This window comes from Streptomyces sp. DH41, assembly GCF_029813785.1.
Classification (GTDB): Bacteria; Actinomycetota; Actinomycetes; order Streptomycetales; family Streptomycetaceae; genus Streptomyces.
In genome coordinates, this window is record NZ_JARVKY010000006.1 from 122,372 (window position 1) to 137,470 (window position 15,099).

The following is a 15,099-nucleotide window of genomic DNA, read 5'->3' on the forward strand; positions in this document are numbered from 1 at the left end:
GAGTGTTCGACGTGGACAGGTACCTGGCGCGCATCGGCTGTGCCGGTGACACCGGTGTGGACATCGCGACGCTGCGGAAGCTGCACAGGAACCACCTCATGGCGATCCCGTACAACGGCGCCACCCAGGACTTCAGTGACGGCGTGCGGCTCGTCGAACTCGACGAGGACGCCACGTTCGAGACGTGCGTCGTCCAGGGGCGGGGCGGCACCTGCTTCCAGCTGAACCGGCTGTTCGCCCGGCTCCTGACGGAACTGGGCTACGACGTCACACTCCTGGCGGCCAGCACCGCCGAGGGGTGGGAGGCGTCCGGGCTCGACGTGGAGCACATGTTCAACCGCGTCGCCCTGGACGGCGCCGACCGGCTCGTGGACGTCGGCTACCCCGGCCCCTCCTACACGGAGCCCCTGCTGGTCTCCGACGAGGTGCAGAGCCAGTACGGAAGCCAGTACCGCCTTGTCGACCGCGGTTCCAGGACCGCTCTACAGCGCAGGGGAAGGATCACGCGGTGGAGCGTCGTCTACACCTTCACGCTACAGGCCCGGCAGTGGAGCGACTGGAAGGAAATGGAGGAGTTCCTCGCCCGGGAGATCGCCGCGGACACCGCACCTCAGGACGGCCGGAAGATCCTGTGCGGCCGGGCCTTCGGAAACGGTCAGGCCGTCCTGAAGGGACGCCGGTACCTGACGGTCCGTGACGGCCGCGAGGAGACGCGCACGATCACGGACGACGACGAGCACCAGCGGCTGGTCTCCCACCTGCTGTCCGACGAATTCAGCTGAACCGCACTCCTGTCACCCAGCAGCGCTCCGGTCAAACGAGTTGGCACCAGAAAGGGAAGAAGATGGCGAAGGAATCAGCCGATGTGGTCGTGATCGGCGGAGGGCCGGCCGGTTCGGTCTGCGCCTACGTGCTGGCCAAGCAGGGGCACTCCGTGGTGCTCCTGGAGAAGGAGCGCGACTCCCGGTTCCACATCGGCGAGTCCCTGCTGCCGTACATGATGGGCCTGTTCGAGCGGATCGGGCTGCGGGAGACGGTCGCCGCCCAGGGGTATGTGCCCAAGTTCGGCGGCGAGTTCATCGACCCGACCGAGAAGAAGTTCTTCGAGGGCGTCTTCCGCGCGGACTTCACCAAGCAGGGTGTGGGCCGGCACGACAACGCCTTCCAGGTGGAGCGCGCCAAGTTCGACCGGATGCTCACCGAGCAGGCCGAGGCCGCCGGCGCGCGTGTCCTGCTCGGCGCGAACGTGAACGAGCTGCTCATGGACGGTGACCGGATGGTCGGCGCCCGTTACGAGCGCGACGGTGAGACGCACGAGGTGCGCGCCGCCTACGTCGTCGACGCCAGCGGCCGCTCGGGGCGGATCGCCCACCGCTTCGGGCTGCGCAAGACCCTGGAGAAGCTCCGCATGGTCGCCGTGTTCCGCCACTACAGCGGCCTCGACGAGCGCCACAACCCCGGTGTCGAGGGCGACATCCAGGTCGCCGCCCACGACGACGGCTGGGTCTGGGCGATCCCGCTGACCAAGGACACCATCAGCGTGGGCACGGTCATGCCGCGCGACGTGCTGCGCGGGTCGACCACGGAGGAGCGGTTCGACGAGCACCTGGCCCGGGTGCCGAGGATCGTCGAGCGTCTGACCGGCACCAGCCCCTCCATGGACCTCAAGGTCGAGACCGACTACTGCTACCACGCCGACACGGTCACCGGCCCCGGCTGGCTCATGGTCGGCGACGCCGGCTGCTTCGGCGACCCCATGTTCTCCGGCGGCGTCCTGGTGGCGACGGCCACCGCCGTCCGAGCCGCCGAGACGCTCGGCGAGATACTGGCCGACCCGTCGGCCGAGGACCACCGGCTGGAGCGGTACTCCAACTACTTCAAGACCGGCTACGACACCTACATCCGGCTCATCCACGCCTACTACGACGGCGAACTGGTCGCCATGGCCGCCGACGCCGCCCGCTCCACCGACCGTGAAACCCTGGAGAAGTACCTCATGCGCCTCATCGGGGGCGACTTCTGGAGCGAGCACAACTCGGTGGCGCAGGAGATGCGGCGCCGCAAGGAGTGGGACACGTTCGAGCCGTTCCAGCGGGTCTACGGCTGCCCGTCCTATCCGCACCTGGACGAGCTCGACCGCAAGGAGCGGTCCGAGGCCCGCGTCCGCCGGGTGACGGCGGGCCGGTAGGAACGTCATGGCATCCATTCCGCTGCGCCTGAGAGACCACGCGTACGACATCCACATCGGTCCCGGGGTACGTAGATCGCTCGCCGAGGTCGTCGGGCGGCTGGGCGCCGCACGGGCGGTCGTCGTGTCGGCCCGCCCGCCGGAATGGGTGCCCGACACCGGCGTGGAGACCCTGCTGCTGCCGGCCCGCGACGGGGAGCAGGCCAAGACCCTCGGCACGGTGGAGAGGCTGTGCGGCGAGTTCGTACGCTTCGGGCTCACCCGGTCCGACGTCGTCGTCTCCTGCGGCGGCGGAACGACCACCGACATGGTCGGACTCGCCGCCGCCCTCTACCACCGGGGCGTCGCGGTCGTGCACCTGCCCACCTCGCTGCTGGCCCAGGTGGACGCGAGCGTCGGCGGGAAGACGGCGGTGAACCTGCCCGCGGGGAAGAACCTCGTCGGCGCCTACTGGCAGCCGAGCGCGGTCCTGTGCGACACGGACTACCTGTCCACCCTGCCGCCGCGCGAGATGCTCAACGGCTACGGCGAGATAGCCCGCTGCCACTTCATCGGCGCTCCGAACCTGCGCGCACTGCCGCCGGCGGACCAGATCGCGGCGAGCGTGGCCCTCAAGGCCCGCATCGTGGAGGCCGACGAGCGGGACACCGGCCTGCGGCACATCCTCAACTACGGCCACACACTGGGCCACGCGCTGGAGAAGGCGACCGGGTTCGCCCTGCGCCACGGCGAGGCGGTGGCCGTCGGAACGGTCTTCGCGGGCCGCCTCGCCGGCGCCCTCGGCCGGATCGACGAGGCACGGGTGGCCGAGCACCGGGACGTCGTCCGCTCCTACGGGCTGCCCGCCGCGCTGCCCGCCGAGACCGGGACCGAGTCCGGGACCGGGACCGCGGACCTCGTGCGGCTGATGGGACACGACAAGAAGGCGGTCAGCGGACTCACCTTCGTCCTCGACGGGCCGAAGGGCGCGGAACTGGTGGAGGACGCACCGCCCGAGGTGGTCACGCGCGTCCTCGACGGGATGCCCCGGGTGCCCCTGGCGGAGCTCGTCGGTGCCGCCGCGCCCGTCACCGCCACGTCGGACACGGCACGCTCATGAGGCAGCCGACCCAGTGGCCGACCGACGCCGGCGACCCGGCACTCCCCGAAGACCCGATCCCCACCCGCGACCCCACCCCCATCGACGATCCCGTTGCCATCGACGACCCCACCCCCATCGACGACCTCACCTTCGTCCAAGACCAAGCCCCCATCGACGACCTCACCCTCGTCCAAGACCGGGCCCCCATCGACGACCGGACCCCCAACGACGACCGGACCCCCAACGACGACCGGGCCCTCACCGACGACCGGGCCGGCGCCGCCGGTCAGGTCGGCCGGAGGCTCGCCGGCAGGCTGGCGGACGCCCTCGGCCGGCCCGCCGCGCAGCAGCCGCACTGGCCCGACCCCGTCCACGCCGGGCAGGTCAGGGCGCTGCTGAGCCGCGCCGAGCCGATCGTGACGCCGGCCGAGACCGCCCGACTGCGCGACGAGCTGGCCGCGGTCGCACGGGGCGAGGCGTTCCTCCTCCAGGGCGGCGACTGCGCCGAGTCCTTCGCCGAGAACACGCCGGCCCACCAGCGGGCCAACCTGCGCACGCTGGCGGAGATGGCCGACGTGCTCACCCACCGCACCGGACTACCCGTCGTCAAGGTCGCCCGGATGGCCGGCCAGTACGCCAAGCCCCGCTCCCGGGCCGTCGACGACCAGGGGCTGCCCGCGTACCGCGGGGACATGGTCAACTCCGCCGAACCCACGAGGGCGGCCCGGACCCCCGACCCCGGCCGGATGCTGCGCGCCCACGCCGAGGCCACCGGAGCGATGGCGCTGGTCCGCAGGCTCGGCCGGGACGGCACGCCGGGCGGTGACGTCTACGTCAGCCACGAGGCGCTGCTGCTCGACTACGAGCGCTGCTCGCTGCGGGCCGACACCAGCGGACCGGAACCCCGCCTGGCCAGCGGGCTCGGGCACTTCCTGTGGATCGGCGAACGCACCCGCCGCCCCGACGGCGCGCACATCGCGTTCGCGGAACTCCTGTCCAACCCCATCGGCCTGAAGATCGGGCCGGGCACCACCCCCGAAGAGGCCGCTGCCTACGTGCGCCGCCTCGACCCGCACGCCGAACCCGGACGGCTCACGCTGATCAGCCGCATGGGGCACACCCGGGTCCGGGACGTACTGCCGCCGATCGTGGAGAAGGTCACCGCCGGTGGCCACCAGGTGATCTGGCAGTGCGACCCGATGCACGGCAACACCTACACGTCCGCGGGCGGACACAAGACCCGGCGGTGGGACGCGATCGCCGACGAGATCACCGGCTTCTTCGACGTGCACCGCGCGCTCGGCACCCACCCCGGCGGCATCCACCTCGAACTCACCGGCGACCACGTCACGGAATGCGTCGGGGGCACCGGGGGGCCGACGGAGACCGATCTGTCCGAGCGCTACCGCACGGCCTGCGACCCCCGCCTCAACGGGGTCCAGGCACGGGAACTCGCCCACGTCGTGGCCGCGCTGGCGGCCGACGGCGCCGCAGACCGGAAGGACAGGCCGCGATGACCGCACAGCCCCCCGCCGTGCCCATCCAGGGCACCACCCGTCTGTACGCCGTCCTGGGAGACCCCGTCGCCCAGGTCCAGGCGCCCGCGCTGATCAACCCCCTCCTCGCCGCACTGCACCGCGACGCGGTCGTCGTCCCGGTGCACGCCAGGCCCTCGCACCTGGAGACCGTCGTGCGCGGCCTGCGCCACGTGCGGAACCTCGACGGCATGTTCGTCACCGTGCCGCACAAGGTGGCCGTCCGGCACCTCGCGGACCGGTGCGGCACCACCGTGGACATCGTCGGCAGCGCGAACGTGCTGCGACGCGAGGCCGACGGAGGCTGGCTCGCGGAGAACTTCGACGGCTCGGGCTTCGTGGCGGGCCTCGTCGCAGCGGGCCACGACCCGAAGGGCAGCCGGGTGGCGCTCGTCGGCACGGGCGGCGCGGGCAGCGCCATCGCCGCGGCACTCCTCGCGGCCGGCGCCGACCGGCTTCACCTGTACGACACGGACGCCGCGAAACTCGACGCGCTGGCCGCCCGGCTCGACGCCCACTGGCCGGGGCGGGTGCACGCGATGAACGGACCGCGGCCGGGGGACGTCGACATCGCGGTCAACGCCACCCCGCTCGGCCTGACCACCCACGACCCGCTGCCCTTCCCACTGGAGCAACTGCCACCGGGCTGCGTCGTGGCCGACATCATCATGAAACCCCGCGAGACCCGGCTGCTGCGCGAGGCCGCCGCACGCGGACACCGTGTCCATCACGGAATTCACATGCTCGAGGGACAACTGAATTCCTACCGGGACTTCTTCGACCTTCGCTGAATTCCGCCGATCACTACCGGACCAAGGGATGCAACGGCCCCGGCAGGAACCTACTTTGGGAATGTCGTCAGCTGTTCTGTGCCTTGCATCGAGCCACATCCAGTTTCTTGGAGAATCATGAACGTGCGACAGGCGCCGGAATTTCCCCAGTGGCCGCAGTACGACGAAAAGGAGCGCGAAGGTCTCGTCCGCGCACTCGAGCAGGGCCAGTGGTGGCGTATGGGCGGAAGTGAGGTCGACTCCTTCGAGCGGGAGTTCGCGGAACTCCACGGTGCTCCCCACGCCCTGGCCGTCACCAACGGAACCCACGCCCTGGAACTGGCCCTCCAGGTCATGGGAGTGGGTCCGGGCACCGAAGTCGTCGTCCCGGCCTTCACCTTCATATCCTCCTCCCAGGCGGCGCAGCGGCTCGGCGCGGTCGCGGTCCCCGTGGACGTCGACCCGCACACCTACAACATCGACGTGACGGCGGCCGCGGCGGCCGTCACGCCCCGCACCCGCGCCATCATGCCCGTACACATGGCGGGCTTCCTGGCCGACATGGACGCGCTCTCCAAGCTCTCCGCCGACACCGGCGTCCCGCTGCTCCAGGACGCCGCGCACGCCCACGCCGCCCGCTGGCGGGGAAAGCGCGTCGGCGAGCTCGGCACGGTCGCCGCGTTCAGCTTCCAGAACGGCAAGCTGATGACCGCGGGCGAGGGCGGCGCCCTGCTCTTCCCCGACACGGAGACCTACGAGGCGGCGTTCCTGCGGCACAGCTGCGGACGTCCCCGCACCGACCGCCGCTACCTGCACCAGGTCGCCGGCACCAACCTGCGGCTCAACGAGTTCTCCGCGGCGGTGCTGCGCGCCCAGCTCGGCCGCCTGGAACAGCAGATCGCCACCCGCCAGCGCCGCTGGGCCGTGCTCTCCCCGCTCCTCGAAGCCATCGACGGCGTCGTCCCGCAGCGCGGTGACGACCGCACCGACTCCCCCTCGCACTACATGGCGATGTTCCGCCTGCCCGGCATCAGTGAGGACGACCGCAACGCCCTGGTCGACCGGCTCGTGGCGGCCGGCGTGCCGGCGTTCGCCGCGTTCCGCGCGATCTACCGCACCGACGCCTTCTGGGAGATCGGCGCCCCGGACGAGACCCCGGAGCAGGTCGCCGAGCGCTGCCCGCACACGGAGGCCATCAGCCGGGACTGCGTCTGGCTGCACCACCGTGTCCTGCTCGCCGGCGAGCAGGACATGCACCGGACGGCGGAGATCATCGCGGACGCCGTGGCCGCCGTATGAGCGTCAGGACGGCCGTGGTCGGGCTCGGCTGGGCGGGGCGGGAACTGTGGCTGCCCCGGCTGGCCGAGCACCCCGGCTTCGAGGTGGTCCACGCCGTCGACCCCGCGGCCACGGCACGGACCGCGCTCGACGCGGCACCGGGCATCCCCGTGCACCCGACGCCGGACGCGCTGACCGCCCGGGAGGTCGACCTGGCCGTCGTCGCCGTGCCCAACCACCTGCACGCCGACGTCGCGGCCGGGCTGCTCCGCAGGGGCGTCCCGGTCTTCCTGGAGAAGCCCGTGTGCCTGACCTCCGGCGAGGCCGACACGCTGGCCGCCGCCGAACGGGACGGCGGCGCCACGCTGCTGGCCGGCAGCGCCGCCCCGCACCGCGCCGACGTGGGCGCCCTGGCACGCCTCCTGCCGGAGCTGGGCCGCGTCCGCCATGTCGACCTGTCGTGGGTACGGGCGCGCGGCATCCCCCAGGCCGGCGGCTGGTTCACACAGCGCAGCAAGGCCGGCGGCGGCGTCCTCTTCGACCTCGGCTGGCACCTCCTCGACACGCTCGCCTCGCTGCTCGGACCGGCCCGTTTCACCCAGGTCCTCGGCGTCACCTCCAACGACTTCCTCGGCACCGGAGCCTGGAGCGCGGCCTGGCGGCAGGAAGAGACGCCCGCCGGGGCCGCCGGGGACGTGGAGGACACCGCGTGGGGCTTCCTCGTCCGCGACGACGGCGTCTCCGTCGGCCTCCGCGCCGGCTGGGCGTCGCACCAGGCGCGGGACGTCACCCGGATCCGGGTGACGGGCAGCGCCGCCACCGCCGAACTGCGCTGCACCTTCGGCTTCAGCCCCAACCGCCACCCCCACGCCGAGCTGACGCTGACGCGTGAGGGCACCACGACATCCCTGCCGGTGCCCCGGGAGCCCATCGGCACCGAGTACCGGCGGCAACTGGACGTCCTCGCCGACGTCCTGACCGACCCGGGCCGGCGCGGCAGGGCCGTCGGTGAGGCCCGTACGACGGTCCGCGTCATCGAGGACTTCTACGCATCGGCCCGCCGCGCGCACGAGCAACTCGCCGTGCCCGCCCATCACTAGGAGGCGAGGAAGCCCGTGAGATCACCAGTTCCGACAGGACCCGCCGGACTCGCGGAACGGCCCACCGCCCCGGGCACCGCCCGGCCGGCGACCGTCACCGGGACGCTCCGGCCGGTCAGACGCGCCGTGGTCTTCGACCTGGACGGGGTCCTCGTCGACAGCTTCGCGGTGATGTACGAGGCGTTCGCCGTCGCGTACAAGGAGGTCGTCGGCGACGGCCCCGCGCCGTTCGACGAGTACCGGCGTCACCTGGGGCGCTTCTTCCCGGACATCATGCGGATCATGGGCCTGCCGCTGGAGATGGAGGGGCCCTTCGTCCGAGAGAGCTACCGGCTTGCCCCCCAGGTACCGGTCTTCGACGGCGTGGTCGAGCTGATCACCACCTTGCGGGTACGCGGTCTCAGACTCGCCGTGGCCACCGGCAAGAGCGGTGACCGAGCGCGTTCCCTGCTCGGCCAGCTGGGCCTGCTGCCCTTCTTCGACCATGTGATCGGCTCGGACGAGGTCGCCCGGCCGAAGCCCGCCCCGGACATCGTGGAACACGCCCTGGACCTGATGGGCTTCTCGCCCGAGCAGGCCGTCATGGTCGGCGACGCGCCGACCGACATCGCCAGTGCCCACGGTGCCGGTGTGACCTCGGCCGGCGCGCTGTGGGCGCTGTCCGACACCGACGAACTGCTCGCCGCCCAGCCGGACGTCGTCCTGGCCCGCCCCGCCGACCTGCTGGACCTGTGCCCCTTCCTGCCCCGTGGCTGAGGACGGGCCGTACCTCGGTGTCGACATCGGGGGCACCAAGGTCGCGTTGCGGGTGGAGGCCGGCGCGCGGTGCGTGGCCGAGACGGTCTTCGCCTGGCAGCCGCGGCACAGCGCCGACCGCGACCTCGCGCAACTGGCCGGGCACGTCGAAGAGATACGCGGACGGCTGGCCGCGCCCCTGAGAGCGGTGGGCGTCGCCATGCCGGCGACCGTCGCGACCGACGAACGGGTCACCGCCTGGCCGAGCCGGCCCGAGTGGACCGGCACCGACCTGGGCGCGGCCCTGCGCGCGCTGGTGCCCGGCACCCCCGTCGCCTGGGCGGACGACGGCGACCTCGGCGCCCTCGCCGAGGCACGGGCAGCCGACTGCGCCGACCTCCTCTACCTGGGGGTCGGCACGGGTGTCGGCGGCGGCCTCGTCCTGCGGGGCGACCTCTGCCCGGGGCTGGGCCGCGGATCCTTCGAGATCGGGCACACGGTCGTCGAACTGGACGGCCCGCCGTGCGTGTGCGGGCGCCGGGGATGCCTCCAGGCGACGGCCTCGGGCCCGGCCACGCTGCGCGACGCGGCCCGCCTGCGGGGCGGCGACGTCACCTACGACGCGCTGCGGCGGGCCTGGCACGACGAACGCCCCTGGGCGAGAACCGCCCTGCGCCGCACCTGCCGGGCCCTGGCCGCCGCCGCGGTCAGTGTCCAGGAACTGCTCCACCCGCGGCTCCTGCTGCTCGGAGGCGGCTTCGCGAGCGGCCTGCCGGGCCTGGACACCCTCCTTGCCGCACAGCTGGCCGACCTCACCCGCCCCGGCCACCCCCCGCTCACGGTCCGCCCCGCCTCGCTGGGCGCGCTGTCGTCCCTGCGCGGCGCGGTGGAACTGGCCCGCATGAGTGCCTGAGCACCGACGCGTCCCTGAACGCCGGGTGCGGGACCGCCTCAGCGGTCCCGCTCTCCACGTACGCGGGCGTCGTGCTCAGGCCGTGCGGCGCGTCCCCCCGGCCGGCACGGCCGCCGCCAGCCGGTCGCGCAGCTCGTCGACGAGCGCGGCGGTGTCCTCGGGGCCGCTCGCGGCACCGAAGACGTGGTAGTCCGGGCGGACGAGCAACGCGGTCGCGTCGTGCTCCGCCAGGTACGCCAGGTAGCGGCCGTCCGTGTCGATCACGTCCGTCAGACCCGTCCGAGTGTCCCCGTCGTCCCCGGTGTCCGCGGTCGACCCGGCGGTCCCGGCCGGCCCGGCCGGCCCGGGCGGCGACAGGCGGACCACGTGGGTGTCGAGAGCCGCGAGGAAGGACCACCGGTCCTCCCCGAGCGCGGGGCGCGGATCGTCGGTGGTGAGCAGGACGAAACCGCGGCCCACGACCTCGTCGAACAGTCCCGTACCGCCCCCCGCACTCACCCGCGCCTGCGGCACCACCGCACCGGCCGGCGACCCCTCCCCGCCCCCCGGCGTCCGCAGCAGCCCGGCCGACAGCGGTCGCGCCGCGTCCGGCGCTCCCGGCCCCGTACGACCGCGCCGGCCCGCCAGGACGGTGGCGTCCCGTTCCGCGGCGGCGGCCGGGTCCGTCACACAGATCACCCTGCCCAGCTGCACCGACGACAGGATCGACTCCTTCACGTGCTGCCCGCGCTCCTCGGCGTAGGTGTCGAGGACGGACGCGTCGGCCAGGCCGCGCAGCGTCAGATCCAGCTTCCACGCCAGGTTGGCCGCGTCCCGGATCCCGGAACACATGCCCTGCCCGGCGAACGGCGGCATCAGATGGGCGGCGTCCCCCGCGAGCAGCACCCGGCCCGACCGCCACGCGTCGGCCCAGGTGGCCCGGAAGATGTAGGTGGTGCTGCGCAGCAGCCTGGCGGTTTCCGGGGTGACGCCGAACGGCTTGAGCAGGCGCCAGGCCGTCTCCTCCCGGTTCAGCTCGGCGCTGCTCTCGCCCGGCAGCCGCATGAACTCCCAGCGGCGGTGCCCCGGCCCGCTGCCGACGAGCGTGGTGGGCCGCGCCGGGTCGCAGATCTGGACGTTGGTGGGCGTGAACTCGCGCGGCTCGCGCAGCTCGACGTCGCACAGCAGCCACTCGTAGGAGAACCCGAGGTCGGTCATGGGGACGTCGAGGTGCTCGCGCACGAAGCTGTTGGCACCGTCGCAGCCCACGACCCAGCGCGCGACGACCGCGCGGTCCGCCCCGTCGTCGGTCTCGACGGTCAGCGTCACCCGCTCGTCCCGCTCGGTGATGTCCACGACCCGGTGGCCGCGCAGCACCGTGATGCCGGGCAGCGACGCCGCCCGGGCGGCGAGCAGTTCCTCCAGCGCGGGCTGGTGCATGGTGTTGGCGTCCGGCCAGCCGTAACGCCCCCTGGGGGAGAAGGCGATGTCCAGCAGCGTCCGCCCCGCCGCGGTGTGCCACTGGTAGCCGGTGGCCGGCTCCGTGATCCCGCCGATCCGGTCACCGATCCCGGTGGCCGCGAGCAGCCGGGCGGTCTCCCCGTCGAAGCTGGTCGCCCGCGGCAGCGTGTACGGCCGGGGACGGCGTTCGAGGACGGTCACGCGCAGGCCGCGCTGAGCGAGCAGCACCGACAGGACCGCGCCGATCGGCCCGTTGCCGACGACGGCCACATCCGTGTCCGTGTCCGTCGGCGGCTCGTACTGGTCGTGCGGGCGCATGGTGGGCATCGTCATCCCTACTCGCAGGGGTCGGTGAGCGCGAGGGCATGGAGGGCGCGGAAAGAGGCGTCGGGGAACACCACGCGCGTCCCCGTCCTGGGCCACCTGCGGGAACGCGGGACGCCGGGCCACTCACGCCTGTCCCGATTCTCCCCACGCGCCCGTGGACTCCCCCCGGAGCCGCGCTCGAGGGCTTTCCCGGAGCGCCGGATCAGCCGTCCGCGGTGAGCGCCCGGGCCGGACACAGGTCGACGGCCTCGTCGGCCGCCGGTGCCAGGGCCTTTCCGGGCTCGGCGTTCAGCACGATCACCACACCGTCGTCCTCGCCCTGGTCGAACAGCTCCGGCGCGACGCGCACGCACTGACCCGCGCCGACGCACCTGTCGGTGTCCGCGACTATCTTCACAGCGACCGCCTCCTACGGGGTGGAACAAAGCAGGCCGTCGGCCATGATGCCCGAGGAATACGAAACAGCCCTCGCGTACGGCGCGTTCGCCGGTGCCGCTCCAGCGGAATTCAAGCGCACGCGAATAAGGGCGGCCCGGAAATGCGCGCCCGCGCGGAAAAGCGCACGGGTAAGGCCTGGCACGGCCTATCAGACCGAGGGATGCCGGTCCCGCGAATCTCTTCCTATCCTCTGGCTGGATATGCACATTTCCTGAAGGGAATGAAGGCCGTGCCTCGAACCCCGGAGCAATTCGGAACATGGGTCCGCCGGTTCCGCCCGGCGACGGAGAACGGCGTCCGTCTCGTGTGCCTGCCGCACGCCGGCGGGTCCGCGAGTTTCTACTACGCCCTGTCCAAGGCGCTCGCGCCCTCGGTGGACGTACTGGCGGTGCAGTACCCGGGACGACAGGACCGGCGCCACGAACCCAACATCGACAGCCTTCCCGAACTGGCCGACCGGATCTTCGAGGTGACACGCCACCTGGACGACGACCGGCCCCTGGCGCTGTTCGGCCACAGCATGGGCGCCGTCCTCGCCTACGAGGTCGCGCTGCGCATGCGGGACGCCGGCCTTCCCACACCCGTGCGGCTCTTCGCCTCCGGCCGGCGGGCACCGTCCCGTGACCGCGACGAGCGGCTCCATCTGGGCTCGGACGCGGAGCTCCTGGCCGAGGTGCGCCGGCTGGGCGGCCCCCACGCGGCGCTGCTCGCCGAACCGGACGTGCGGGACATGATCATGCCCGCGATCCGCAGCGACTACCGCGCCGTCGAGAACTACCGCTGCGCGTCCGGACAGCGGTTGCGGTGCCCCGTGACGGTGCTCACCGGGGACAGCGACCCCCGGGTCTCGATCGACGAGGCGACGGCCTGGGAGGAGCACACCACCGGCCCGACGGAGGTCGAGGTGTTCCCCGGCGGCCACTTCTTCCTGCTCGATCAGAACGCACGCCTGGCCGGTCTTCTCGCGGACCGCCTGGTCCGCCGGACCGTCGGCACGCGTCCCGAAGCCCGCGTCTGAGGTGACCGACTTGAGCTCCGCCCCCGTACCGACCATTCCCCACGACACGCTCCTGGTGTTCCTGCTCCAACTGTCCGTCCTGCTCCTGCTGGCACTGGCCCTGGGGCGGTTGGCCGCACGCTTCAAGATGCCCGCGATCGTCGGTGAGCTGCTCGCCGGAGTGATCGTCGGGCCCTCGGTCCTCAGCCACGCGTGGCCCGCTCTCGCCGACTGGCTGCTGCCCAAGGACCCCGGCCAGATGCATCTGCTCGACGCGGTGGGGCAGGTGGGCGTCGTGCTGCTCGTCGGCATCACCGGCATGGAGCTGAAGTTCGACCTCGTCAGGCGACGCCGGCTCACCGCGGTCCGGGTGAGCCTCGCCGGTCTGCTCCTGCCCCTGGCGCTCGGCGTCGGTGCCGGCTTCCTGCTGCCCGCCTCGATCCAGTCGGACGACAAGAGCCCGACGGTCTTCGCGCTCTTCCTCGGTGTGGCCATGTGCGTCACCGCGATTCCCGTGATCGCGAAGACCCTGATGGACATGAATCTGCTGCACCGCGACATCGGGCAGCTGACCCTCGCCGCCGGTGTCATCGACGACATCGTCGGCTGGTTCCTGCTCTCCATCGTCTCGGCGATGGCGACCGCCGGGCTGAGCACCGGCACGGTCGCCACGTCCCTGCTCTACCCCATGGGCGTCGTACTGGCCGCCTGGCTGCTGGGCCGCCCCCTGGTGAAGGCGGCGCTGCGCGCGGCGGGCCGCTCCGCGTCGCCGGTACCCACCGTCGCGACGGTGGCGCTGATCGTGCTGCTGGGCGGGGCGGCGACCCAGGCGCTGCACCTGGAGGCGGTCTTCGGTGCGTTCGTGTGCGGTGCGCTGGTCGGCACGAGCGGGGAGCTGGACCGGGAGAAGCTGGCCCCGCTGCGGACCACCGTCCTCGCCTTCCTGGCACCGGTCTTCTTCGCCACGGCCGGTATCCGGATGGACCTGTCCGCGCTGGCCGAGCCCACCGTCCTGGCCGCGGCCTGCGCGGTGCTCGCCGTGGCGATCCTCGGCAAGTTCGCCGGCGCCTACGCCGGCGCGAAGATGAGCGGCCTCGGCCGCTGGGAGGGCATCGCGCTCGGCGCCGGCATGAACTCCCGCGGGGTGATCGAGGTCGTCGTGGCCATGGTGGGCCTGCAACTCGGGGTCCTCGGCGCCGAGGCGTACACCATCATCATCCTCGTCGCGATCGTCACCTCGCTGATGGCGCCGCCCGTTCTCCGCGTCGCCATGGCCCGCATCGACGAGAGCGCCGAGGCGGAGATGGGCCTGGCCGGCACCCCACCACGCGACCTGGCGGCCCCGCCGTCCGCCGCGGTGTGAGCGGCGGGGAGGGGCGAGAGGTGACGGCGACGGCGTACCGCGGCGGACGACTGCTGGCCATCAGCGACCTGCACGTCGGCCACGCCGGCAACCGTGCCCTGGTCGAGCGGATGGCACCGGAGACGGACGAGGACTGGCTGCTGGTGGCCGGCGACGTGGCGGAGACCGTCACCGACATCCACTGGTGCCTGAAGACCCTCGCGGGCCGCTTCCGCAAGGTCGTCTGGACGCCCGGCAACCACGAGCTGTGGACCCATCCGAGCGACACCGTCACCCTGCGCGGCGCCGCCCGCTACGAGCACCTGGTCGAGCTCTGCCGCGAGCTGGGCGTCACCACACCCGAGGACCCCTACCCGGTCTGGCACGGGCCGGACGGCCCGGTGGTCGTGGCGCCGCTGTTCCTGCTCTACGACTACTCGTTCCTGCCCGCCGGTTGCGCCACCAAGGACGAGGGGCTCGCCTACGCGCGCGGCACCGGCGTCCTGTGCAACGACGAGAGCCTGCTGCACCCCGATCCCTATCCCAGCCGCGAGGCGTGGTGCCGGGCCCGTGTCGCCGAGACCGAGCGCCGGCTCGCCGGGCTTCCCGACGGGACGCCGGTCGTCCTGGTCAACCACTATCCGCTGCACCGGCACCCGACGGAGGTGCTGTGGTACCCGGAGTTCGCCATGTGGTGCGGCACCCGGCTGACCGACGACTGGCACCGCAGGTTCCGCACGGCCGCGGTGGTGTACGGCCACCTCCACATCCCGCGGACCACCCACCACGAGGGCGTCCGCTTCGAGGAGGTGTCCGTGGGCTATCCCCGCGAGTGGCGCAGGCGGCAGAGCCCCCCGGGCAGGCCCCGCAGGATCCTGTGACCGGTCGGACGGGTGGACGGGTGGACGGGCTGACCGGTGGACGGGCTGACCGGTGGACGGGTGGACGGGTGGAC

At 72.6% G+C, this 15,099-nt stretch carries 14 protein-coding genes; 12 read left to right on the plus strand and 2 right to left on the minus strand.

Annotated elements, in window-relative coordinates; translation table 11 throughout:
- Positions 1 to 11: 11 nt before the first annotated feature.
- From QC283_RS12540 to QC283_RS12580, 9 genes are all read left to right on the plus strand, one after another.
- Positions 12 to 782 (plus strand): arylamine N-acetyltransferase, encoded by a 771-nt coding sequence (locus tag QC283_RS12540; protein ID WP_279561540.1) that lies wholly within the window; start codon positions 12 to 14, stop codon positions 780 to 782.
- A gap of 62 nt (positions 783 to 844) precedes the next feature.
- A complete protein-coding gene (locus QC283_RS12545) occupies positions 845 to 2,188 on the plus strand; it encodes an NAD(P)/FAD-dependent oxidoreductase (RefSeq protein WP_279561541.1) in 1,344 nt (447 codons plus the stop codon).
- A 7-nt stretch (positions 2,189 to 2,195) separates the two neighbouring features.
- Complete coding sequence (locus QC283_RS12550; protein WP_279561542.1) at positions 2,196 to 3,287, plus strand: 3-dehydroquinate synthase family protein; 1,092 nt, start codon at positions 2,196 to 2,198, stop codon at positions 3,285 to 3,287.
- Complete coding sequence (locus QC283_RS12555) at positions 3,284 to 4,786, plus strand: 3-deoxy-7-phosphoheptulonate synthase (RefSeq protein ID WP_279561543.1); 1,503 nt, start codon at positions 3,284 to 3,286, stop codon at positions 4,784 to 4,786. The genes QC283_RS12550 and QC283_RS12555 overlap by 4 nt, the downstream gene beginning before the upstream one ends.
- Positions 4,783 to 5,595, plus strand: coding sequence for a shikimate dehydrogenase family protein (locus QC283_RS12560; protein ID WP_279561544.1), 813 nt, complete (start codon positions 4,783 to 4,785; stop codon positions 5,593 to 5,595). The genes QC283_RS12555 and QC283_RS12560 overlap by 4 nt, the downstream gene beginning before the upstream one ends.
- 117 nt (positions 5,596 to 5,712) lie before the next feature.
- Positions 5,713 to 6,873, plus strand: coding sequence for an aminotransferase class I/II-fold pyridoxal phosphate-dependent enzyme (locus QC283_RS12565; protein WP_279561545.1), 1,161 nt, complete (start codon positions 5,713 to 5,715; stop codon positions 6,871 to 6,873).
- Positions 6,870 to 7,952 (plus strand): Gfo/Idh/MocA family protein, encoded by a 1,083-nt coding sequence (locus QC283_RS12570; RefSeq protein WP_279561546.1) that lies wholly within the window; start codon positions 6,870 to 6,872, stop codon positions 7,950 to 7,952. Before QC283_RS12565 ends, QC283_RS12570 begins: the two co-directional genes overlap by 4 nt.
- 15 nt (positions 7,953 to 7,967) lie before the next feature.
- Positions 7,968 to 8,708 carry an HAD-IA family hydrolase gene (locus QC283_RS12575; protein ID WP_383531274.1) on the plus strand — a complete coding sequence of 247 codons (741 nt, stop codon included), beginning with the start codon at positions 7,968 to 7,970 and terminating at the stop codon, positions 8,706 to 8,708.
- Positions 8,701 to 9,600, plus strand: coding sequence for an ROK family protein (locus tag QC283_RS12580; protein WP_279561547.1), 900 nt, complete (start codon positions 8,701 to 8,703; stop codon positions 9,598 to 9,600). Before QC283_RS12575 ends, QC283_RS12580 begins: the two co-directional genes overlap by 8 nt.
- A gap of 75 nt (positions 9,601 to 9,675) precedes the next feature.
- Here QC283_RS12580 and mhpA read toward each other — a convergent pair whose 3' ends face one another.
- Both mhpA and QC283_RS12590 read right to left on the minus strand, forming a co-directional pair.
- On the minus strand, positions 9,676 to 11,373 hold the full coding sequence (gene mhpA, locus QC283_RS12585; RefSeq protein WP_443032590.1) for a bifunctional 3-(3-hydroxy-phenyl)propionate/3-hydroxycinnamic acid hydroxylase MhpA: 1,698 nt from the start codon (positions 11,371 to 11,373) through the stop codon (positions 9,676 to 9,678).
- A 196-nt stretch (positions 11,374 to 11,569) separates the two neighbouring features.
- Positions 11,570 to 11,764, minus strand: a complete 195-nt coding sequence (locus tag QC283_RS12590; RefSeq protein WP_279561549.1) for a ferredoxin — start codon at positions 11,762 to 11,764, stop codon at positions 11,570 to 11,572.
- A gap of 270 nt (positions 11,765 to 12,034) precedes the next feature.
- Between QC283_RS12590 and QC283_RS12595 the strand changes: the two genes are divergently transcribed.
- The 3 genes from QC283_RS12595 to QC283_RS12605 are packed head-to-tail and all read left to right on the plus strand — an operon-like array spanning position 12,035 to position 15,025.
- The gene (locus QC283_RS12595) at positions 12,035 to 12,823 is read left to right on the plus strand and encodes a thioesterase II family protein (protein ID WP_279561550.1); all 789 of its coding nucleotides are present in this window, start codon (positions 12,035 to 12,037) and stop codon (positions 12,821 to 12,823) included.
- A 10-nt stretch (positions 12,824 to 12,833) separates the two neighbouring features.
- Positions 12,834 to 14,165, plus strand: a complete 1,332-nt coding sequence (locus QC283_RS12600) for a cation:proton antiporter (RefSeq protein ID WP_279561551.1) — start codon at positions 12,834 to 12,836, stop codon at positions 14,163 to 14,165.
- A 20-nt stretch (positions 14,166 to 14,185) separates the two neighbouring features.
- A complete protein-coding gene (locus tag QC283_RS12605; RefSeq protein WP_279561552.1) occupies positions 14,186 to 15,025 on the plus strand; it encodes a metallophosphoesterase family protein in 840 nt (279 codons plus the stop codon).
- The last annotated feature ends 74 nt before the right edge of the window (positions 15,026 to 15,099 follow it).

Coding starts and splice junctions, on each gene's coding strand:
- QC283_RS12545 (WP_279561541.1), top strand. CDS start 845: ATGGCGAAGGAATCAGCCGATGTGGTCGTGATCGGCGGAGGGCCGGCC.
- QC283_RS12550 (WP_279561542.1), top strand. CDS start 2,196: ATGGCATCCATTCCGCTGCGCCTGAGAGACCACGCGTACGACATCCAC.
- QC283_RS12555 (WP_279561543.1), top strand. CDS start 3,284: ATGAGGCAGCCGACCCAGTGGCCGACCGACGCCGGCGACCCGGCACTC.
- QC283_RS12560 (WP_279561544.1), top strand. CDS start 4,783: ATGACCGCACAGCCCCCCGCCGTGCCCATCCAGGGCACCACCCGTCTG.
- QC283_RS12565 (WP_279561545.1), top strand. CDS start 5,713: ATGAACGTGCGACAGGCGCCGGAATTTCCCCAGTGGCCGCAGTACGAC.
- QC283_RS12570 (WP_279561546.1), top strand. CDS start 6,870: ATGAGCGTCAGGACGGCCGTGGTCGGGCTCGGCTGGGCGGGGCGGGAA.
- mhpA (WP_443032590.1), bottom strand. CDS start 11,373: ATGACGATGCCCACCATGCGCCCGCACGACCAGTACGAGCCGCCGACG.